At 61.2% G+C, this 21,737-nt stretch carries 15 protein-coding genes and 1 pseudogene; 8 read left to right on the top strand and 8 right to left on the bottom strand.

Going from position 1 to position 21,737, the window contains the following annotated elements; genetic code table 11:
* Positions 1-18 precede the first annotated feature (18 nt).
* A complete protein-coding gene (locus tag AB7C87_RS24010) occupies positions 19-1,047 on the bottom strand; it encodes a mechanosensitive ion channel family protein (RefSeq protein WP_369732071.1) in 1,029 nt (342 codons plus the stop codon).
* A 170-nt stretch (positions 1,048-1,217) separates the two neighbouring features.
* Here AB7C87_RS24010 and trmB point away from each other — a divergent pair, with 170 nt between their 5' ends.
* From trmB to AB7C87_RS23980, 6 genes are all read left to right on the top strand, one after another.
* The gene (gene trmB / locus AB7C87_RS24005) at positions 1,218-2,282 is read left to right on the top strand and encodes an HTH-type sugar sensing transcriptional regulator TrmB (protein WP_369732070.1); all 1,065 of its coding nucleotides are present in this window, start codon (positions 1,218-1,220) and stop codon (positions 2,280-2,282) included.
* A gap of 183 nt (positions 2,283-2,465) precedes the next feature.
* Entirely contained in the window at positions 2,466-3,935 is a 1,470-nt protein-coding gene (locus AB7C87_RS24000) for an extracellular solute-binding protein (RefSeq protein WP_369732069.1), read from the top strand.
* On the top strand, positions 3,925-4,983 hold the full coding sequence (locus AB7C87_RS23995; RefSeq protein WP_369732068.1) for a carbohydrate ABC transporter permease: 1,059 nt from the start codon (positions 3,925-3,927) through the stop codon (positions 4,981-4,983). The genes AB7C87_RS24000 and AB7C87_RS23995 overlap by 11 nt, the downstream gene beginning before the upstream one ends.
* Positions 4,983-6,170 (top strand): carbohydrate ABC transporter permease, encoded by a 1,188-nt coding sequence (locus AB7C87_RS23990; protein ID WP_369732067.1) that lies wholly within the window; start codon positions 4,983-4,985, stop codon positions 6,168-6,170. The genes AB7C87_RS23995 and AB7C87_RS23990 overlap by 1 nt, the downstream gene beginning before the upstream one ends.
* A 3-nt stretch (positions 6,171-6,173) precedes the next feature.
* On the top strand, positions 6,174-7,361 hold the full coding sequence (locus AB7C87_RS23985) for an ABC transporter ATP-binding protein (protein WP_369732066.1): 1,188 nt from the start codon (positions 6,174-6,176) through the stop codon (positions 7,359-7,361).
* A 116-nt stretch (positions 7,362-7,477) separates the two neighbouring features.
* Positions 7,478-8,545, top strand: a complete 1,068-nt coding sequence (locus AB7C87_RS23980) for a Gfo/Idh/MocA family protein (protein WP_369732065.1) — start codon at positions 7,478-7,480, stop codon at positions 8,543-8,545.
* Positions 8,546-9,103: 558 nt separating this feature from the next.
* On the opposite strand, the gene AB7C87_RS23975 is transcribed toward AB7C87_RS23980, so the two are convergent.
* From AB7C87_RS23975 to AB7C87_RS23965, 3 genes are all read right to left on the bottom strand, one after another.
* Positions 9,104-9,427, bottom strand: a complete 324-nt coding sequence (locus AB7C87_RS23975; protein ID WP_369732063.1) for a HalOD1 output domain-containing protein — start codon at positions 9,425-9,427, stop codon at positions 9,104-9,106.
* Positions 9,428-10,119: 692 nt separating this feature from the next.
* Positions 10,120-10,995 (bottom strand): phosphatase PAP2 family protein, encoded by an 876-nt coding sequence (locus tag AB7C87_RS23970; protein ID WP_369732062.1) that lies wholly within the window; start codon positions 10,993-10,995, stop codon positions 10,120-10,122.
* 124 nt (positions 10,996-11,119) lie between these two features.
* Entirely contained in the window at positions 11,120-12,856 is a 1,737-nt protein-coding gene (locus AB7C87_RS23965; RefSeq protein ID WP_369732061.1) for an ABC transporter substrate-binding protein, read from the bottom strand.
* 463 nt (positions 12,857-13,319) lie between these two features.
* Between AB7C87_RS23965 and AB7C87_RS23960 the strand changes: the two genes are divergently transcribed.
* Positions 13,320-14,480 carry a tubulin/FtsZ family protein gene (locus AB7C87_RS23960; RefSeq protein WP_369732059.1) on the top strand — a complete coding sequence of 387 codons (1,161 nt, stop codon included), beginning with the start codon at positions 13,320-13,322 and terminating at the stop codon, positions 14,478-14,480.
* A gap of 554 nt (positions 14,481-15,034) precedes the next feature.
* Here AB7C87_RS23960 and AB7C87_RS23955 read toward each other — a convergent pair.
* The 4 genes and pseudogenes from AB7C87_RS23955 to AB7C87_RS23940 all read right to left on the bottom strand — a co-directional run bounded on the left by AB7C87_RS23955 (position 15,035) and on the right by AB7C87_RS23940 (position 19,799).
* A complete protein-coding gene (locus AB7C87_RS23955; protein ID WP_369732058.1) occupies positions 15,035-15,727 on the bottom strand; it encodes a 6-hydroxymethylpterin diphosphokinase MptE-like protein in 693 nt (230 codons plus the stop codon).
* Between the two features lie 435 nt (positions 15,728-16,162).
* A pseudogene (gene folP / locus AB7C87_RS23950) lies at positions 16,163-17,029 on the bottom strand (dihydropteroate synthase); the annotation flags it as partial.
* Between the two features lie 103 nt (positions 17,030-17,132).
* Entirely contained in the window at positions 17,133-18,386 is a 1,254-nt protein-coding gene (locus AB7C87_RS23945) for an AMP-binding protein (protein WP_369732057.1), read from the bottom strand.
* Between the two features lie 177 nt (positions 18,387-18,563).
* Positions 18,564-19,799, bottom strand: a complete 1,236-nt coding sequence (locus tag AB7C87_RS23940) for a Cdc6/Cdc18 family protein (RefSeq protein ID WP_369732056.1) — start codon at positions 19,797-19,799, stop codon at positions 18,564-18,566.
* 1,106 nt (positions 19,800-20,905) lie between these two features.
* On the opposite strand from AB7C87_RS23940, the gene AB7C87_RS23935 reads away from it, so the two are divergent.
* Entirely contained in the window at positions 20,906-21,682 is a 777-nt protein-coding gene (locus AB7C87_RS23935) for an RNA methyltransferase (RefSeq protein WP_369732055.1), read from the top strand.
* The last annotated feature ends 55 nt before the right edge of the window (positions 21,683-21,737 follow it).

The following is a 21,737-nucleotide window of genomic DNA, read 5'->3' as shown; positions in this document are numbered from 1 at the left end:
GTCGACTGGGTGTCTCCGTCACTCGTCGTTGGTCTCGGACGGGTCACCGTTGGTCTCGGACGGGTCGGCGTGTGGATTGTCGGCCGGGAATTGCCGCTCCCGAAGTTCGTCGGCCTCGACCGGGCGGTCCCGTGAACCGACCACCAGCTGTCCGGTACCGCTGGTCTCGTCGAAGACGTGGTGGCGGTGGGGATAGGCGAACTCGATTTCGTTGTCGAGAAACCGCTCTCGAACGGCCGTCTGGACCGCCGAGCGGGCGATCTGTTGTTTGTACGGGTGCTGAATCCAGAAGAACAACTCGAGGAGGATTCCGTTGTCCGCGTACGCCTCGACGGTACAGACCGGTGCGGCCGCGTACCGGGCGCTACCGATCCGGATGTCCGGGCCGCCGGAGATGACGTTGTCGATGCCGCGGGCGGCGCGTTCGGCGTGACGGCGAGCCGCCGCCAAGTCGCTCTCGTAGGTGATCTCGAAGCTGACGGAGACCCGGGTTCGTTCGTCCTCGGCGGAGTAGTTGATAACGTCGCGTTGTTGGATTTCGGAGTTCGGGATGACGATGAAGGTGTTTTGCAGGGTGAAGATCTTCGTATATCGCATCGTGATGTCCTCGACGAACCCACGGTGGCCCTCGTCGGTGACTTCGATCATGTCGCCGATTTCGTAGGGCCGGTCTGCAAGGACGAAAAAGCCGTTGATGAAACTGCTAACCAGCGGTGCGAGGACGACCGCGATCACGGCCGAGACGACGGTGACAGACAGGAAAATCTGACCGCCGCTCAACCCGAGGATGGCGGCGACGACGAGGACGGTAACGAAGAGAATGGCGACTCGAACGCCACGCAACACGGTTCGAGTGACACTCGGGCGCTCGATCCGACGAGCGACCGTTCGTCCGGCAAGTCTGACGACGAGTTTCGACAGGAACCAGCCGACGAGAAGGACGACGAGCGCGAGAGCGAGTTCCATAGCCGAAGGGACCGACGACGGGAGAATTCCGTATAACTCCTCGCCGAGGATCGTATCGTCGGCCTGCAAGACCTCACGCATGAAAACACAGTCATGCCCGCACAGGTTAAGGGTTCTGTCCCCCACAACGGCGTGCGGTTTCCGACTCGAGGAAGCGATACGATCGCCGACCGACGAAGAACTTAATTTCGAAATTCGATGCTACTCGGAGTATAATAAATTCTTTATCGTTTGGATTCGTTGGCACTCGTATGGCATCAGACGAACTTCGCTCGACCGTCGAGCGCGTTGGGGATCGGTTCAACCTCGGCGAGTACGAGATCGACGCGTATCTCACGGTCCTCGAGCAGGGCCAGCTCACGGCGAGTGAAATTTCGGATCGGACGGACATTCCACAGCCGCGGGTCTACGACACCGTTCGGAGCTTGAGCGACCGGGGGCTGGTCGAACTTCGGGAGTCCCGACCGATGAAAGTCGTCGCGATCGATCCCGGCGATGCGTTCGACGACGTTCAAGACTCCCTCGAGCAGATGATCGACGAACTCGAGGCGCGGTATACGGCGCCAGCACGGGATACCGAAGCGGTCTCCCTGGTCAAATCGCGGTCGACGATCCTCCGGTACCTAGAAGAGATCATCGACGCCGCGGAGTACGAACTGTCGCTCTCGCTGACGCCCGACCTGTTGACGCGATTCGAAGAGGAGCTTCGGGCGGCGGTCGACGACGGCGTGAGCGTCGATCTGATCGTCACGCCCGCGAGCGACGCGCCCGCACCCGCCGAGTTCGACTATCTGAGTGTCGCGACCTCCTCGCGGGCCCGCCGTGGAATCACGACGCCGGTCATCGCCGTCGCCGACGGGAACTACTCGATCTACGCGACCCAGGACGCCCTTCGTGACGACCAGGACCGCTACGGCGTCATCTTCAACCGGTCGGCGCTTGGCTTTCTCGTTTCCGGCTTTTTCGGGACGGTCCTCTGGACGACTGCAGAGGAGACACTCGGCGAGGACGAGTCGACGCGGACGTACCCCCGCCGATACGCCTCGATTCGCCGGTGTGTGAAAGATTTACTCGACGAAGGTGGGGAGTTTTACGCCACGATCGAAGGCCGGGACGTCGAGATCGGTGGCTCGCGAGTCGTCCGCGGGAAGGTCCGCGAGGTCTCTTTCGAGGTCAGCGAGGAGGTCGCGAACCTCACTCTCGAGAACGACGCCGGCGAGGAGATCACCGTCGGCGGTCGCGTCGCCGCCCTCGAGGAGGTCGAAGCCCACGAGATTCACATCGGCCGCCACGAGCCCCCGACTATCGAAGAGTAAGCCGGTCGGTGGCCCCACCTCTACTGATCCGACGCTACCGATCTAGCGCGATCGAACGTAGTTGATGAAGCGACGCGGGCGGACAACGCTTCGTTAGACACGTATCCGATCCCGACAGTCGTCGTTAATTGCAGGTATTCAAGCATACGATTAAAACGTCCGAGCGACCTGCTAGTATATCCGATGGGTGGGCAACCGGCGGAGCGCGGCGGACGGACGACGCGCCGAGCGTTCGTTACGACGGCATCGACGGCGGCGGTCGTCGCCGGCATCGGCGTCGCCGGCTGTCTCGGTCAGACACGAGACGAGCGGACGATCGTGATGACCGGCGACACCGATTTTCAGGACATCATGCACACCGACGACGGCGAGCCGTCGGTCCAGGAGGCGCTGTGGGAGGCCGGTCTCGACGAGGACCTCACCGTCGAAGTCCAGGCGAGCGTCGACGACTCCGCCCAGCGGATGCAACAGTACCAGTCGGCGCTTCAGGCCGGCCGATCCCCGCCGGACATCTTCATGATGGACAGCGGGTGGACGATCCCGTTTATCCTTCGCGACCAGACCACGAATCTGACGGAGGTGTTACCGACGAACGTCCGCGACCGGGTCGAAAACGAGTACCTCGAGGCGGCTCTCGAGACGGCGCGTGATCCGGAGACGGGAGATCTCCACGCGATCCCGCTGTTTCCCGACTTCGGAACGATGCTGTATCGGCGGGACCTGATCGAGGACGCCGGGTACGAGACGGAGGGCTGGGGAACCGATCCCCCGTCCTGGCAGGAGTTCGCCGAGGCGACGGCAGAGACACAGGATGCGGCCGGGACCCAGTACGGATTCACCACGCAGGCGGCCGCCTACGAGGGACTCTCCTGTTGTTCGTTCGTCGAGGTGATGTCGACCTGGGGTGGCGCGTACTTCGGCGGGACGGAGAACCTGTTCACCGCCGGCGATCGACCGATCACCGTCGACGAGGGGCCGGTACTCGACGCGATCCGGATGATGCGGGCGTTCATCCACGGGAGCGAGGACGACCACGCCCTCGAGGACTACCCGCAGATCTGTCCGACGGCGATCGTCCAGTGGTCTGAACAGGAGTCGCTCGGACCGTTTTCGAACGGGGACGCCGTTGCCCATCGAAACTGGCCGTTCGCGATCGCCGAAACCGGTGGGGACGACGCCTTCGGCGAGGACCTCGGAGTCATGCCGATGCCGTACGCCGTCTCCGCCGAGGACGCCGGGTACGAGGGCGTCGGCGGCACTGCCGCGGCACTCGGCGGCTGGCACCTGGCGCTCAATCCGAACACCGCACAAGACGAGCGGGCACTGGAGGTGCTCAAGGCGTTTACCCACGACGAAGTGATGCTTACGATCTTCGAGTTACAGGGCTTTCTGCCGCCGATTCTCGACCTCGTCGAGGAGGCCGACCCCGACGAGATCGGCCCGGTCGCACGCTACGTCGACCAGATCCAGATTGCCGGCGAAAACGCGGTTCCGCGACCGGTAACCGACGTCTGGCCGGAGCAGTCGGCGCTCGCCTTCCAGGAGATCCACGCCGCCTACCGTGGAGCGAAGAGCCCAGAAGCCGCGATGGACGACCTGAACGGGCGACTCGAGCAAAGCGAGCGGGACGTGGAGGGACAGAATGGCGACTGATTCCGACGCGGACCGAGCGGGGAATCCAATCGACGTGCTTACCGGCGAGGAACCAGCCCGCGAACGCGACCGGACCGGGAACGCCGTCGTCAACTGGATGGAGAATTTGAGCGAGCGGGCCTACGCCTACCTCCTCCTGTTGCCGGCGTTTGCGTTGCTCGCGTTCATCGCGTTCTACCCGCTCGCGATGACGTTCGTCATGTCCCTGCGCGAGGATCGGACGCGGGGACTCGAGCCCCTGGGCGGCTTCGTCGGGGCCGAAAACTACGTCGACATCCTCACTGGCAACGCCCGTCTCGCAAGGCAGTTTATGGACGTTACGGTGTCGGCGTCGTTTCCGTTCGTCGAGTTCGGCGTGCCGTTCCTCCAGCAGGCGCTGTTCGTCACGCTCGCGTTCGCGGTCATCAGCGTACTTCTCGAGACGGTGATCGGCTTCGCGCAGGCGTACGTGCTCGATCAGGACTTCCGGGGGCGTCGATGGGTTCGGGTCGCGATCATCCTCCCGTGGGCGGTGCCGATCGTCATCCAGGGGATGATCTTCTTCCTCCTGTTCCAGCCCACGGTCGGATTCGGGAGCGATCTGATGCAGTGGCTGGGCCTGTTCGGTCCGGACCCGCTCGCCGACAGCCAGGATGCGTTCGTCATCATCCTCATCGCGGACGTCTGGAAGTCCGCGGCGTTCATGGCCTTGCTGATCCTCGCAGGCCTCCAGAGTGTCGATCGGAGCCTGTACAACGTCGCTCGCGTCGCGGGCGCATCTCCCTGGCAACGGTTCAAGATGATCACGCTCCCGCTGGTGATGCCGGCGTTGCTCGTCGCCATGTTGTTCCGGACGATGGACGCGATGCGCGTCTACGGGTTGATCGAGTCGACCGCCGGCTGTACGACCGTGCCGTCGCTTACCTGTCTCGTCGTCGAGGCGATGTTCGGCGGGACTCGCATCTACGGAACGGCCGCCGCCGTCGCGTTCGCGACCGCACTCGTGATCGGCCTGATCATCTCCGTCTACGTCTTCTTCTTCCGCGATACAGAAGGAGGGCTCTACTGATGACCGACGAACGAAGCGATCGGGACCGAGTCGACTCGAGCGGACACGAGGGTGACCGATCCGACCCGGATGGAGACGGAGGAACCGACTCGGACGACCGATCCGACCCGGACGAACGCAGTCGAACCAGCGCTGACGATCGAGCCGGGAGCGACGTTACCCGTGCCGCCAGGGACGCCTCGAGACGCGATTCCCGGGCCGATCGACTCCCCGACGGCGGGCGAGTCGAGGGCGAAACGGCGGATCGAGGAACGATATTCGAGGACGATCGGGAGGTCGAACTCGACCGCGGCCCCTTCCAGCGGTGGGTCGCGAACGCGATCTCGAATCCTCGGCGGGTCTACCGGTCGCTGTTTTACGTCGCGACGATTTTCTTTCTCGTGACGACGCTGTTTCCGTTCTACTGGCTACTCATGGTCGCGCTCACCCCGGAGGGGCGCCAGCAGGACATTATTCTCACGCCAAACGGCTTCAACCCCGGCGCGTTCGTCGAGGTCTTCCAAGTTCTCCCCTTCCACTGGTACATGTTCAACAGCTTCGTCATCGCGACCGCGTCGACGATCATCGTGTTGGTGATCGCCAGCCTCGCTGGATACGCCTTCGGCCGCCTCCAGTTTCCCGGGAAGGTACCACTCATGCTGTTGGTACTGGTGATCTCGTTTTTCCCGCCGGCGGCCTTTTTCATCCCGCTGAACGACCTGTTCAACACGCAGTTCGTCGCCCTCGAGCCAATTACGGGTGATGGAAGCCTCTACAACACGCCCGGTGCGATGGTGTTGCCCCTGTCGGCGATCTTCATGCCGCTGGCGATATTCATCCTCACGACCTTCTACTCCCAGATTCCGGACGGACTCGAGGACGCGGCCCGCGTCGAGGGGACGACTAGACTCGGTGCCCTGTTCCGAGTCATTATCCCGCTTTCGGCGCCGGGCGTCGCGACCGCCGGCGTGTTGACGTTCATCGCCGTCTACAACGAGTTCTTCTTCTCGTTTCTGATGACCGACGGCCAGCCCGAAAACTGGGCGCCGATCCTCGAGGGAATTCTTGGCTACCAGGGCCAGTACGAGGTGTTGTACAACCTGATGGCGGCGGCGAGCATCGTCGGCGTGATTCCGGTGGCGATCCTCGTGATCGTCGCCCAGGAGAAGATCGTCAGCGGACTGACTGCGGGCGCACTCAAAGAATAATCCATGGCACGAGTACGACTCGAACACGTCACGAAACGCTTCGAAGACGTCACCGCGGTCGACGACGTTAGCCTCGAGGTCGAAGACGGTGAGTTCGTCACCTTCGTCGGCCCATCGGGCTGTGGCAAGTCGACGACGATGGAGACAGTTGCCGGACTGACCAAACCGACCGAAGGACGGGTCTTCATCGGCGACGACGAGGTGACCACCCTCGCGCCGAAAGACCGCGGCGTGGCGATGGTGTTCCAGAACATCGCCCTCTTTCCCCACATGGACGTCTTCGAGAATATTTCATTCGGCCTCCGACTGCGAACGTACGACGACGACGAGATCAGACGCCGCGTCGAGAGCGCCGCGGAGATCGTTCAACTCGAGGGAATGCTCAAGCGAATGCCCGACGAGTTATCAGGCGGTCAGCGCCAACGGGTCGCGATCGCCCGCGCGATCGTTCGTAATCCCGACGTCTTCCTGATGGACGAGCCGCTCGCGAACTTAGACGCGAAGCTTCGGGTTCACATGCGGACCGAACTCCAGCGACTCCACCGCGAACTCGGAACGACGATCATCTACGTCACTCACGACCAGGCGGAGGCGATGACGATGTCCGACCGGATCGCGGTCTTGAACGAGGGAAGGCTCCAGCAGATCGCGCCGCCGCTTGTCTGTTACAACGAGCCGGCAAACCTGTTCGTCGCGGGCTTTATCGGTTCGCCGTCGATGAACTTCGCCGAAGGAACGGTAGCCGACGGACGCATCGAAACCGCACACTTCGACGTGTCGTTCGACCACGGCGCCGTCCCGGAGACGGCCGTCGGTGACGAGATCACGCTCGGCATCAGGCCGGAGGACGTCCACCTGGCGGAGAGTGCAGATACCCTCGAAGATCCCTCGGATCCGATCGACGCACGAACCGACGTACTGGAGCCGATGGGTGACGAAGTGTTCGTCTACCTCATGCTCGCGGACTCCGCCGAGCGCTCGATGGACGAGGATCCTGCGTCGTCTTCCGACCAGTTGTTGATGAGCGTCACACCGGATACGGCGATCCGGGAAAACCAATCGGTCGACGTCGTCCTCGATCGGTCGAAGATCCACCTCTTCGAGACGGAAACCGGTGACGCACTAGCACACGGCATCACCGACCTCTCGGAGCGAGAGCCCGGACCGGCAACGAGGGAGGCCGACAGTTGATCCTCGATGGCGACCTACTGATTACCTCGTTTGGCGACGGAGAGAAGAAGATCGAGCACGGATATTCTATATAGCGCTATTAGATATACGCGTAAGAACACGGACGACACTCCCTGATGACAACGAACAAATACGGTATCCGGACGGGCATCGTCGGTCTCGGCAACATCGGTCAGTTCCACGCCGAACGTCTCATCGAACTCGGCGTGACACTCGTCGGTGGAATGGACGTCGCCGCCGAGGCGCGAAAGCGCTTCGCTCGCCGCTACGACGTCGACGTCTACGACGATCACCGAGCGCTCTACGACACCGTCGACGCCGTCATCATCACGACCCCGAACAAGTACCACGAGGAGTACGCCGTCGACGCCTTCGAGCGCGACCTCCACGTGCTCCTCGAGAAACCGCTCGCACATTCGATCGACAGCGCGCGGCGAATCGCCGACGCGTCGATGACGTCCGACGCCCACTGTACTGTCGGTTTCAACAACCGATTTGCGAATACGGTCCAAATCGTGAAAAACCGGATCGATCGTGGAGATCTCGGCGAGGTTACCCACGTCGAGGCGAACTACGTCCGACGGCGAGGGATCCCCGGACGCGGATCGTGGTTTACCAGGCGCCAGATCGCGGGAGGTGGTGCACTAATCGACCTCGGAGTTCACGCGATCGATCTCGCGTTGTACCTCCTCGGCTATCCCGACACCCAGGAGGTAAACGGCGTCACCCGTAGCGAGTTCGGATCACGCGAGGAGTACGCCTACCTCGAGATGTGGGCCGACGACTCAGGCCCCGGGGGGTTCGACGTCGACGACTCGGCCAGCGCGTTCGTCCGGTGTGCGGACGACGAGACGATTAGCCTCGAGGTCGCCTGGGCGACGAACCGGCCGGCGAACCACGAGTTCGTCGTCCGTGGCACGGACGCCGCGGCCACGTTCGATCTCCTCGAGGGGACGCTCAGCTTTCACTCGGCGAGCTCCGTCGGCCCGTCACACCTCGAGGATACGACCGTCGAGACCAACCAGAACGACACGCACACCGACGAACTACGGGCGTTTTTCGACGGGATCGCCGACGGGCGAAGCGATCGGGACAGCGTCGAACAGGCGCTTGCCGTCCAGGAGATCATCGACGCGGTGTACCGGTCGAACGACGAGGGCCGGACGATCACTCTCGACGGGTGATCGAGCACAGATTTATCTCGACGGGTGATCGAGCACAGATTTATCGACAGCCCGCCATCTTCGTCGTGTGATCGTTTTTTGCATCCCGAGGTGGTATCGGTCGGTATGAGGATCGAACGATCGCTAGTGCTCGAGGTCGTTCCGCGTGAAGTGGCGGTCGGAGAACCGATCACCGTTCGTGTCCGAGACCGGACGAACAGACCGATCGAGGGGGCGGTCGTCGACGTCGGAACCAGACGGGAGCGAACCGATTCAGACGGACGCTGTGAGATTACGGTTCGTTCTCCCGGGTTCTGGAAGGTCGTGGCCCAGAAAATGCCGACGGACCGCGTTGCCTACGAGCCAGCGACGACGCTGGTGAGAGCGGTTCCACGGGGCAGATATCGGCGGTCGGCGGTGGGTAGCCGATCACGGACACGGAGCACACCGGTTACAAGACGCGCCTAATTCGGAAACGTCACGAATCGACCGACTCGGGAGCGAAAGCCGGCTATCGTCTCACCCGAAACGATGGACACGCTGGCCGTACCGCAGTCGGAGGATCGGTGTGCAACGACGTCAGCAACCGCTGTGCTCTTCGCTCGGACCAGAAGCACAATTGCGAGATGAAGACGGTTCCGTCGCTTCGACGCGACCGTCTCCATAGACGACGATTTCGTACCCCTCGTACTCGAATGAGACTCGAGCGGTTTTCAGTGGTTCAGTTCGCGTCTCGAACAGCGTATCGAGTGATTCGGGATCGACGACCGTATACAGCGGGTCGTACTCTGGTGGTTCGATATCCACGGCGTCGACCCCTTCGCGGGCGGCAACTGCCGCGACGATCGACTGCGATGGGGAGCGAACGTCGGTCAGCACCGACGTTTCGTCCGAAGAGGACATAACAGTACAGAGAACGGTCGTGAATATAAACATGGTGGCACCAATCAGCCACCATCGGCCCGGGGTGAATCGGCGGTGGGCCGAAGTCGTCGATGGTAATCGTAACGGACAAAGCGGGCTACACGGCTGTCTCGAACGCGCTACGTTCTGTAATAACGATGGATCGACTACCGGTGTGACGTTTACTTGCCCTCTCCGGGCGCCAAGCGTCGAGACGAGAGCCCGTGGTGCTCACAACGGGACTGAACCGAAACCGAGACGGACAAATGTTGCCACCGCTATCCCTCGAGGACGAGTTCCGAACTGCGACCGGAGACGCGTCGCTATAGTAGCCACTGCACGTCATTTCACACCCGATCGCCAGACGAAAAGCGCGGTTCGGAGTGAGCGCGGTTCGGAGCGTGCGCGGTTCGGAGCGAACGGAGTGAGCGAGAACCGCGGGAATGCGAACGGGGAGGAACGACCCGTGAGCGAGTGAAACGAGCGAGAACCGCGGAACGGCGAACGGGGAACGAACGTGACCCGTGAGCGAACGAAGTCGTTCGAACGACCAGCGGTCGTTCGTGATGACGAAAATCTTCGATTTTCGAACCATGAGCGAGAACCGCGGAAAAGCGAACGGGGAACGAACGTGACCCGTGAGCTATGCGATCAGCGTGTACATCGTTGCAGTTGTTACTATAGACGCCCGATCAATCACCGCCTGCCCGCCCAAACCGATCGAATCCAGTATCGAGATACTGCCGTGCTGATCCGAAGATACCTTCCACGGTGTAGTTTCGTCCGACGTACACGCTTACGAGCGCGAGTATCGTTCCGGCAACGACGTCCGAAAACCAGTGGATACCGAGGTACATCGTCGAGACGACGACGCTGATCGCGAGCACTCCCGAAATCGGTACCCAGACAGGATACTTCCGTCGGGTCAACACCGCGAGGAAGAAGACGGTCATCGACAGCGACGTGTGCAAGGAGGGGAAGACGTTCGTGCTCTGATTGACCTGATTCGTGAGCATCCGCGACTCTGGAAACGCATCGTACAACAGCCCCTCGAATAGGAACAAATCGTAGTTTCTCGGTCCGTAGGCGATAAAGAAGATGTAACAGACCAATCCGATCGCGTAGTTCGCCGTAAACGCGAGGATCAACGTCCGAAGCTCTTCGGTATCGTCCAACGCGAAGTACGCAACGAACGGGAACAACAACAAGAACGCATATCCGTAGATGTAGACGAAGACGAAAAAGCTCGTCAGTTCTGGCGACTGAAACGACTGGAGCACCCCGACTGGGTTTTCCGGAAAGAGCGCCTGCTCTAGTTCGAACAGAAGCGGGGTGATGTTGGTCCCGAGGACTCGTCGCTCGAGGCGCATTACGACGTCGACAGTCGACCACCGAAGCGCTAACACTGCGACGAGCGCGGCGACGGGAAGCAAACAGGCTCTGAACCGCCACCGAAAGCCACGAGCCGCGGCGGCTAACTGGCGCGGGCCGACGAGGACGAGTGTCGCAGTCGTGAGCATCACGATCACGACGAGAGCGAGTTCGACCACCACGCCGAGAAGTGACATTGGAGTCTATCGTAGCTACGGCCCCCGAGACATTAATAGCGATCGGTCACTGGACTATCGGGCGAGGACGCGACGAGGATGACCGCAAATCCGATCGACGATCTCGCGTCGTCCACCGACCATTTTACTCGAGCAGGGTCCCATTTTCGTACTGGTAGCCGGCGTCTTCGAAAAGCGAGCGAACCCGGTCGACGTCGATCTCGCCGTCCGTGCCAGGGAATCGAGAAACGACTGGATCGGAACGATGGACCCACTCACCGTCGCGGATACCGACTAACGAACCGAACGTCTCTGCTGGTTCGGCGTAGCCATCGAGTAGTTCGGAAGTCGTATACTCGCGGTCGATCAACCGGGAGATGATCCGACGGAACCGTGGATTTCCGAGTTCCGGATGGTGCGCGTTGTACCCGATCATATAAAACGAGTTAGTCATAGAACTGACTAACCGAACCTCCTCGGAATCGTGGACCGCTTCGACTTCGCTTGGTGGGATAGACGTCCCCGTGATGTCGGTTTCACCCGCCCGAATCGATTCGATCATCGTAGCGGGATTCGGGGCGACGTTGAATTGAATCCCAGAAAACTGGGAAAATCCCTCGAGGATGGCTGGCCGATCCTCGTCGTCGGTTCGAAATATGTGGTCATCGTAGGGCTCGAGAGAGACCGATCCGTCCGAAATGTCAGCGATCTCGAACAGACCCGAGCCGATCAGCTCCTCGTCCTCGACGGCGAGGGCCTGGGTCTGGCGTTCGGCGACAATCTCGGAGCGCGGTTCCCAGACGTGTTCGGGAAACAGTGGGATCGAAAGCGAACGGGCCGCCGCTTGGCGAACGGTGTTTCCGAACGAGAATCGGACCGTGAGCGAGTCGATCCGGTCGACGCCCTCGACGACAGTCTGTCTGTCCCGGTATCGCGGTGCTGGGTGTCCGCCTTCGATCTCACCGAGTGACGTATCCTCGAGAAACCGGTGGGTAAAGACCACGTCGTCGGCGTCGAGTTCGGTGCCGTCGTGCCAACTCACCCCATCGCGCAAGGTAACCACTGCTTCGGTTCGACCTGACTCCTCCCAGCTGACATCGTCGGCCAACCACGGAACGTACTCGTCGTCGATTCGGTGGAACAACGGATCGTACACCAGTTCCGTCAGTCCGTCAATTCGACTCCGGTCGACGGCCAGTGGGTTCAATCGATCGGTGAGTCCTTCGCCGTAGACCCCGACTTCGAGGGGCGTCTCCCGTGGGCCGTCGGACGGCTCCAGGGACATTACCTGAACGTACTCGAACGAGCGTTTGGGGACGAACGACGTCGGAAGTTCGCGCCTAACGACACCGAGGTTGTGTGGAAACGCGACGACCGTATACGGCACCGTCTCCTCGAGATACTCGAGGAGGTCGACGGTCACCTCGTCGCGGCCGTCGGAGGCCGTTCGCTGATTCTCGAGGTAATCGTCGACCGTCACGTCCGAGAAATGAAAGGGGTTCTGCCAGCCAACGCCGCTGACGAACTGCGAGTGAAGCATTCCGTGCAGTGCGTCGATATCGTCGAAGCCTGGGTGGCGGACGACGAAGACGTCGTAATCCCCTTCCAGGAGTATGTCACGATACAACTCCGCCTCCGCGATCGGTTCGTAGAGTGCGTCGATACCAGCCGCCTGAAAGTTCTCCCGAAGCTGGCTCATGATCTTGACGGCGACCGCGTCGTCGTCGGCAGGGACCGCCTTGATCGTCAATTCGATCTGTTCGGGTGCGGTGTTCTCCACGTGAGACCAGAACCGTTCGGAACAACCGGCGAGGGCGCTTGCGGCAACCCCGCTTGCACCTGCAAGCAGTTCTCGCCGCCAAGTCGACGTACCCTCGGTCATCCGACGGGAAATATGCCGTCGGCGTGTATAGGGCTTACTCTCGAGGCCGTCCCGGCAATTGGCTTCGATTCTACTGGTGGTACACACCGGTCTCTCGTTGGTTCAATCCCGGAGGGAGCGAACCAATCGTCCGGTCTTTTGGATAAACAGCCCGGTTGATACTCGTCGAATACGAACCCCGATTCGCGGACAGTCCGGATCGGGTGAGAGTCGTTAATCGACGACTATAACGGAGAGAAACCGACTCACCACGGTTCAGAATCCGGATTTGTAGCCGTCTCGGTGAGCGAGGTAACGATCGAGCGAACCGGACGAATAGGGCTCGAGACGGACGTTTCCCGGCGTCTCTATGCGGACCATAACAATGGTAGTCAGTGGAATCCACCGGGACGTGGCATCCGTTTCCGCAGTTTGCCGGTCATTTCGACGTGAGCGGCACCGGAAACGGCCACGAGAGACAACCATGAAACTCGCACTAATCGGCTTTGGTCAGGCTGGCGGGAAGATCGTCGACGAATTTTTGGCGTACGACGAGGCGATCGACGGCGGATTCGTCGAGACGGCGATCGCGGTCAACTCCGCGACGACGGACCTCCACGGGCTCGAACGGATTCCGAAACGGAACAGAGTTCTGATCGGTCAGGCACGCGTTAAGGGCCACGGCGTCGGCGCCGACAACGAACTCGGCGCCGAAGTTACCGAGGAGGACATCAGCGAAGTACAGGGCGCGATCGATCGGATCCCGATTCACGAGATCGACGCGTTCCTCATCGTCGCCGGGATGGGGGGTGGAACCGGCTCCGGCGGCGCGCCGGTCCTCGCGACCCACCTCAAACGGATCTACACGCAACCCGTGTTCGGACTCGGGGTCTTGCCCGCAACCGACGAGGGCGGGATCTACACCCTCAACGCGGCGCGGTCGTTCCAGACGTTCGTTCGCGAGGTCGACAACCTCCTCGTCTTCGACAACGAGGTCTGGCGTGACGCTGGTGAAACAGTTGCCGGCGGATACGACCGGATCAACAAGGAGATCGTCGAGCGCTTCGGACTGTTGTTCGCGGCTGGAGAGGTCTATCACGACGACCACGTCGCCGAGAGCGTCGTCGACTCCTCCGAGATCATCAACACCCTCGAGGGAGGCGTATCGACGATCGGGTACGCACGCGAAACCGTCGACAACGGCGATGATGGGCTCCTCTCGACGTTCCGAGAGACGGAAACGTTCGACGAGGGGACCGCGACGAACCGGATGACGAGTCTCGTCCGAAAGGCGACGCTCGGGCGACTCACGCTCCCGTGTGACGTCGGAAGCGCAGATCGAGGGCTCGTCGTTTCGACTGGCCCGCCCGAACACCTGAACCGAAAGGGAGTCGAGCGTGGACGCCAGTGGCTCGAGGACGAGACTGGAAGCATGGAGATTCGCGGCGGCGACTACCCGCGGCCCGACCAGAACGAAGTTGGTGCGATCGTCCTCCTGTCGGGCGTAACGGACGTCCCGCGGATCGACCAACTCCAGCAGGTCGCGATCGAAGCACAGGATACCACCGAGATGGTCCAGGCGAGAGCCGAAGAGGACTTCACCTCGTTGGTCGACACCGGCGGCGAGATCGACGCCCTATTCTGACCCGCCGGCGGTCGGCTCGTCTATTCCGGCACGGACAAACAATCCCTATCGTTCCCTGCTGACGCGCCCGGTTCGGATCCGTTCTCCTCGGAATCACCCTCCTACCTCCGGCGGCGAGCATTCGTCGTTGACTCGCCGGACTGCTCGAGTGAGTCGACTCTGATACTCGAGTGAACCACTCACAATCTCGAGTCGACCCACTGGGTTGTTCGAAAAGGGGGAGTGCGATCGGTGTCGGTCGACACCTTCGATTGCGTTCGATCCCGAATACACTCCGGAAATGTGACCTTTCCACCAGTCTTGACGGACGTTCACTTCGAGAAGACTGTTCGGATATACTGTCAGTCATGGTAGCCCGACAATAACGAACTACGATATCGATCAGCGTTGGCTCATGAGCGGCAAACGAACCACACAGTCGGCGATGACCCGGGCAGTCAAATCAGTTCTCCTACGAACGGACGGACAAACGACGGTCGAGGAGTGTCGCCGATGCGGAAAGACGATCGAAAACGCGACGACGGACTGCCCAGTCTGTGGATGTGACGATATCGTCACCTATCGAATTCAGTAACGAACCTGTCGCCCGTTTCCTCGAGCACCTCGAATCGGTCGTCGCGTCGTCGTTCGAGCCAGCAGAGCAGTCGTCCGGCCCACTCGAGTTTCCGCGCTTTGATCGGCCCGACGTCGGGGTCGTCGAACTCCCATCCAGCGAATACGAGTCGATCGGCACCCAGGTGATCGGCGAGAAACGCCGCCCTGTCGCCGTCGGTGAACCCGCCGACGTTTCGGACCGGGCCACGCGGTTTCGCTTGCGTCGTCGGGAGCACGTACTCGTCGTCACAGTCCGGGACGATCCCTCGAACGGCCGGAACGTTGTCTCCGTGGGCGTGAACCGCGACCGGAATCCCGCGTTCAGTGAACCGACGAACGGACTCTGGATTCTTATCGAGGTCCGTGACCATGCAGTCGACCTCGATTCCCCGCCGGTCGAGAACGTCGGCGGCGGTCGACGCCGCGAAGACGACCGCTGCCTCACGCGCTCGCTCGAGTTCCGCGTCGGTCTCGAGCGACGGTGCGGCACCGACGACGGCGACAGTCGCATCGCGGGCGGCCGAGAGAATCTCGAGGTCGAACTGATCGGTCATCGACGCGAGGACGTCGCGTGCTCGCTCGTCCGCCGCGCGGTCGTATCCGAAATCATCGACGATGGCCTCGTAGACCGGCTCCCACTCCTCGAACTCCATCAGTTGTCCGTTCGCGCTCGAGCCGTGAGTGTGTTTCCATCGCGGATCAGTACACTGCTATCTCACTCCTGGGAACGATCGGCGGTGGTCTGAGAACGAACCTCGGATTTTAGGCCTGGGTCGGCGGCGTTCGGTTGGTCGATCCCGGGATGTTGGATCTGGGGCGGAAAAACGAACGAAAATACGCCCCGGGGAGAGCGATCGGGGAACACGCGAGGGCGTCACCACTGGTCGACGTAACTCCACAATAATTCCGTGTTGTGGGCCGGGAATCGCCTCCAAAGTACCCCTACCCGGGAGGCCGCCCGGCGTCCACTCCCCCATTTCGAAGCCTCCGCCATAAGCTTTCTCTTACTGTAGCACACTGTCGAGTTCGCCGACCGGAACCCCTCGAAACGGCTGTCTCCCCTCGAGACGGCGTCTCGAGGGTCACCTGGTCGTTCGATCGCCGAACGCCGATCCGATCAACGCGGCATCGCGCGTCTCCGCGACGTCATGCGTCCGTATGACGTGAACGCCCCGTTCGACCGCGAGCGACGTCGCCGCCAGACTCGCGGGGAGGCGTCCCTCGGTTTCGCGCCCGACGAGATCACCGAGGAAGTTCTTCCGGTTGATCGAGACGAGTATCGGCCGCTCGAGCGATCTGAACTCCTCGAGGCGGTGGAACGTCTCGCGGTCGTCAACGAGAGTCTGCGCGTCGCTCCATCCCCCGAAGGCGGGGTCGACGATCGTCTTTTCCGTGAACCCGTTCTGTTTCAACGCCTCGTACACCTGATCGACGTAATCCGCTCGGTCGGCCCACTCGGGGGATTTTCGCGTCGCCCAGTCGGTCTCCCGGATGGCACCCGGGCGTTCGAGGTCGGGCGGACTGGCCATCTTTACGACTGCGACGTCGTGTTCGGAGCAGACGGCTGGCATCTCGGGGTCGGCAAAGCCACAGATGTCGTTGACCATGTCGAATCCCTGCGAGAGCGCCTCGTCCGCGACGTCCGCATACCGGGTTTCGATCGAGAAGATCGCGTCGCCAGAGACGCGATCGATCGTCTCGCTGGCCACGTGAAGCCGCTCGAGTTCTTCCGCAGCCGAGAGGACACCGAACCGTTTGTTCGCCGACTCGAGGCCGATATCGACGATGTCTGCACCTTCGCCGATCAGCTCCTCGTCGACGTACCGGGCCGCCTCACCCGGGTCGTCGTAAACGCTCGGATCGTACGGCGATTCCTCGCTGACGTTCAACACGCCCATGATCCGGGGCGGATACTCGTCTCCGATACCGAGCCCCGCCGCATCGACGCTGTTCATACCTCGAGTGAGCAGAGCAAACGGAAAGGGGCCTCGATTGCGGTCATCGACGACACCTGAACCTACCGCTTCAGGACGACCGCTCCGTTTCGAAGTGGCGTGGTCACCCCGACAGCCCAGCGGCGGGACGAATTGTGTCTATCCCAGTGACGTAAATCGATCCTTCACGGTGACAACCGGTGAGGCCGGTTCGAATCCAGAACCGGCCGTCGATAGCGTCGACGGTTCGTTCTGTCAATCCCGAGCGTTCGACGTACCCGCTCATCATCGACGGCCCGGCGAACGCAACTTCTCCCGAAGTGCCATCGGGTTCATCCGTTGTGTCACCGACTACGACGGCCTCACCACCCAACCCGCTCCCGCCCCCTTCGCCGTCCCCGTCGAACTCGAGGAGGCGTGTCTCGACGTCGGGGAGCGTCTCTCCGAGCCGTCCCGACTGGCGGTGGGCTGTCGTCCTCGCGTGCGTGATCCCCGTCTCGGGTAGCGCGTAGAGATGGACGGCATCCTCGCCCTCATCTGCCGTTGTCGCCTCCGAGTCCTCCGCCGTTGCTCGTGGTGACCGAACCGGCACGACGCTCTCGTCGGCCACTCCGAACGTCAGGAGATCAGCGAACTGGGAGGGGGTAACGAACGTTCGGTCGACGTCCGAAGAATCGAGCGTCGTGGAAATCGTCTCCGCGTCCCGACGACCTGCGGGTAGATATCGTCCGCCCGAACGGATCGTCCCGTTCAGTCCGTACGCGAGTTCGATCGGATCCGTCGGTCGAAGCGATCCGAGGTGCGTTCGCGACTCGTCGGCGAACGCTATCGACGATCCGACCGACGCGGCGGCGTGTAAACTCGAGTGCGTGTGTGCGATACCCACTGGTCCCCGATCGTCCCGTCTTTCGTACGCGATCAAGCCACGTTCCGTACTCCCACGGCCGACGACGTCGATCCCGGTCCGCGACCCCGATCCGTTCATCCCCGGATTGTCGAGGAAGGTAGACCAGTCGACGCCCAGTCCGGCGCCGGAACCGACGGTGATGGCGACGCGTACCTCCTCGGCGTTAGCCAGAATCGCCATCGTTCGGCGTTTGTCGACGACGAGCGCGTGACAGTTCGCCTCGCCCAGAGCCGCGGTGATATCATCGTCGTCGAAATGTGGCGGAATCGTCACGGGAACACATCCGTTCCGAAGGACACCGTAGAACGCGATAGCGAACGCCCGCGGCGAGGAGAGATGGATACCGACCGCGTCACCGGCGGAAATGTCACGTCGACGGAGTCCACCGGCGAAGGCGTCGGTCATCGACCAGAGCTGTGAGAACGTCATCGGGTTCGAACCGCCGATGGCGACGGCGCGTTGATTTCGCATCACCGCCGACCGAACCGATTTTACAAAGTTCGTCATCGGATCGCGATAATCAGTGGATATTTGTTAAGAGTACCCACTAAATAGAACCCTACTCGTCCACCTTCATCGGAGAAATATAATCGATTATAGGATCGGACCAACACCAACCGAATGCTCGATACCGACGACCCCTATCGATCACTCGTCGTCTCCGTTCTCGAGAACGGCGAGACGCGAGTCCCGTAACAGCACCTTCTTGACGATCGATGGATTCTCGAGCAGGCGATGTTTGGCGTGGGCGCCGCGACCGCGTCCACGGCCCTCGCGTTCGGACTGGATGACGTTGAGGAAGTTTTGCTCCTGAAGGATCTCCTGGACCCGGCGTTCCGAGAGCACGTCGAAGTCGAGTCGTCGGGCGATTTCTTTGTACTGGTTGTAGATGATCTTCGTCGGAAACTCCTTTTGCGAGCTGTTCTCGGTCAGAATCGTAAGCGAGTAAAGAATTGCCTTCGCTTGCTGGGGTGAGCCCTCGATCAGTTCGTTAAACCGGTCGGCCTCGGTCTTCTCCTTTGCATCGCGAACGTGTTCGGCCGTAACCCGGGTATCCGTCTGCTTTTTCGCGATCCGGCCCGCGTTTCGAAGAATGTCGATCGCCTTTCGAGCGTCGCCGTGTTCCTGGGCGGCCAAGGCGGCCGTAAGTGGGATTACGTCGTCAGCGAGAACGCCGTCGTGGAACGCATCTCGACGCTTTTCGAGAATTTCGACCAACTGGTTTGCGTCGTACGGCGAGAAGACGAGCTCGTCCCGCGAGAGGCTCGATTTAACCCGTTCAGAGAGGTGATCCGGAAAGTCGATCTTGTTCGAGATGCCGATGATACCGATACTCGAGTTCGAGATGCGACGGTTCTCGCCCGCCCGCGAGAGTTTCCGGAGCACCTCGTCGTCCTCGAGCATATCGATCTCGTCTAAGATGACGATCGTGACGTCGGTACAGCGGTCGACGGCCTGCCAGAGGCGCTTGTAGTAGTCGCCGGTTCCGAGCCCCCGATCCGGTACAGAGACGCCGCTTTCGGCGGGTTCGTTGACGAGTTGGGCGATCGTCTTGATAATCGACGCCTCGGTGTTCTGTTCCCCGCAGTCGATAAACGCGTACTTGACAGTGACGTCGTCTCGCCGGGCCTCCGAAATCACTCGTTTGGTGACCGATCGAGAGATGAGCGACTTACCGGTACCAGTCTTGCCGAAGATGAACAGGTGATTGGGCTCGCTCCCGAAGATAGCCGGATTCAGGGCGTCCGCAACCCGTTGCATCTGCTCGTCGCGTCCGACGATCCGGTCCGGGCCGGGCAGGTGCGTGATCTCGAGCAACCGCTCGTCGGCGAAAACCGGATCGTCGTACCGAAACAGCGGATCACGATCGTCGTTGGCGGACATTTGCAGTGAGCCGTGTCTTTCCCCCGAATTGATATAAAGGTATAGGGATCTATCGCGGATGTAAACTGAGCCCTGTAATGGCTGAGGGTGCGTTTTTCGACGACTCGTTGAGATAGTTTCGAAAGACCCACATCGCGCTTCTAACGACGGTCGGTCTCGAGGTCCCTCGCGGCGGACGTCCGACACCGACACCCCCGTCGCGGATGTAACTGGGAAGACGACGGTGGATTCCGCCGAGTCCGATCTGATCGCATCGTTCACCCAGTTGACGTGCCGCAAGTATTCACCGTCCAACATACACTGATGGCGTCCATCGATCACCAACCGGTGCCGGATGTCCCGTCCATCGACGCTCGAAGAGCGCATTACACCCGAACCTCGAGAGGGAATCGACGGCTCGACGTTCGGGATTTAGCCAACGTCGAGAGTATCTATTTTCTCTCGAGGCTCACGGGAGGAGTCCAGTGACGTTCAATTTCGCGTGAATCCGTTTGCAAGCGTCGACTGTGCCGGAGCCCAGAAACGTAGGCGTTCGACCCGACCCCCCACACCCCCGTCGCGGATGTAACGGGAATGGTCAGTGGGAGACCGAGAAACTCGACAATATCGATCGATCCACGAAATATCCACGCCGTTTTTCATCCGCGACAGAGGTGTGTTCTCGACGAAAACCTTCACACGTAATCGGCGTTACAAACGCGACGGGGGTGTGTGTCCCGTACTGCCATCCATACACACGCCGTTCTCGTCCACTATCTCGATCTTCGGTAACAACAGCGCCAGCACGTGTTATTGCCCGAATCAGGACGAGATCACAGTCCAAGCTAGAACGAGACCACTGTCCAAGCCAGGACGAGATCACTGTTCGAGCGAGTTCCACTGGAGACCAAATTTCACTGGTACCGACACTCGGAGAGCGGCAGTATCGTGATCATCGGTGTCACGATCACCGGTGTCACGATCGGTGGACTAACTAGTCTAGTTACTACTATATCTAGACTAGTCACTAGCAGTAGTCGATGAACGACGAACGACAACCAGTCACGGACCACTGAGGACCACCAAATCGAAACGGTAACACACTGCCCGTCCCGAAGGTAAACCGAATGACCAATCAGCCGTCAGCCGACGACCCAACGGTTCGGTCGACGGCCCCCACAGTCGCGGTCGTCGACGCCCAATCGCCGGGTAACGTCGGAACGATCGCTCGAGCGATGAAGAACTTCGGCTTCGACGATCTCCTCCTCGTCGATCCACCCGAACTCGATCCCGACGGTGAGGCCTACGGCTTCGCCGGTCACGCTCGAGAGGACGTCCTCCCGAACGCAACCGAAATCTCGTTCGATCACCTCGTCGAGAACTACCACACCGTGGGGTGTACGGCGGTCACGAACGAGGACGACCGCAGTCACGTCCGGTTTCCGTTCGCGACGCCGGCGACGCTCGCCGATCGACTCGCGGCCGTCGAAACCCGGACCGCTCTCGTCTTCGGTCGCGAACGCGTCGGCCTCACCAACGACGAACTCGCTCGACTCGACGAGATCTGTTCGATCCCGGCGAACGCGGACTATCCCGTCCTCAACCTCGGACAGGCGGCTACGGTCACGTTGTACGAACTCAGAACGCTCACGCTTGCCGAGGAGGACACGCAACTCCCGGACGTCGACCGCGTTCGGGCCGCACCGTCGACCGAGGAGCGCGTCTACGAGCAGTGGATGTCACTGCTCGAGGAACTCAACCACCCCGAGGAGAAACGCGAGAAGACGATGCGAATGATACGCCGTGTCTACGGCCGAGCGGACCTGACCGAACGGGAGGCGAACACGTTCCTCGGTCTCCTCCGTCGAGCAACCGAACGCCCCGATCTCTCGAGTGACGGCTAACTGACGTCTCGATCTCTCGAGTGACGGCTAACTGACGTCTCGATCTCTCGAGTGA

This window comes from Natrarchaeobius versutus (assembly GCF_041205745.1).
Classification (GTDB): domain Archaea; phylum Halobacteriota; class Halobacteria; order Halobacteriales; family Natrialbaceae; genus Natrarchaeobius; species Natrarchaeobius versutus.
Note: the sequence above shows the minus strand (reverse complement) of the source record. Positions and strands in the feature narration are given on the sequence as shown.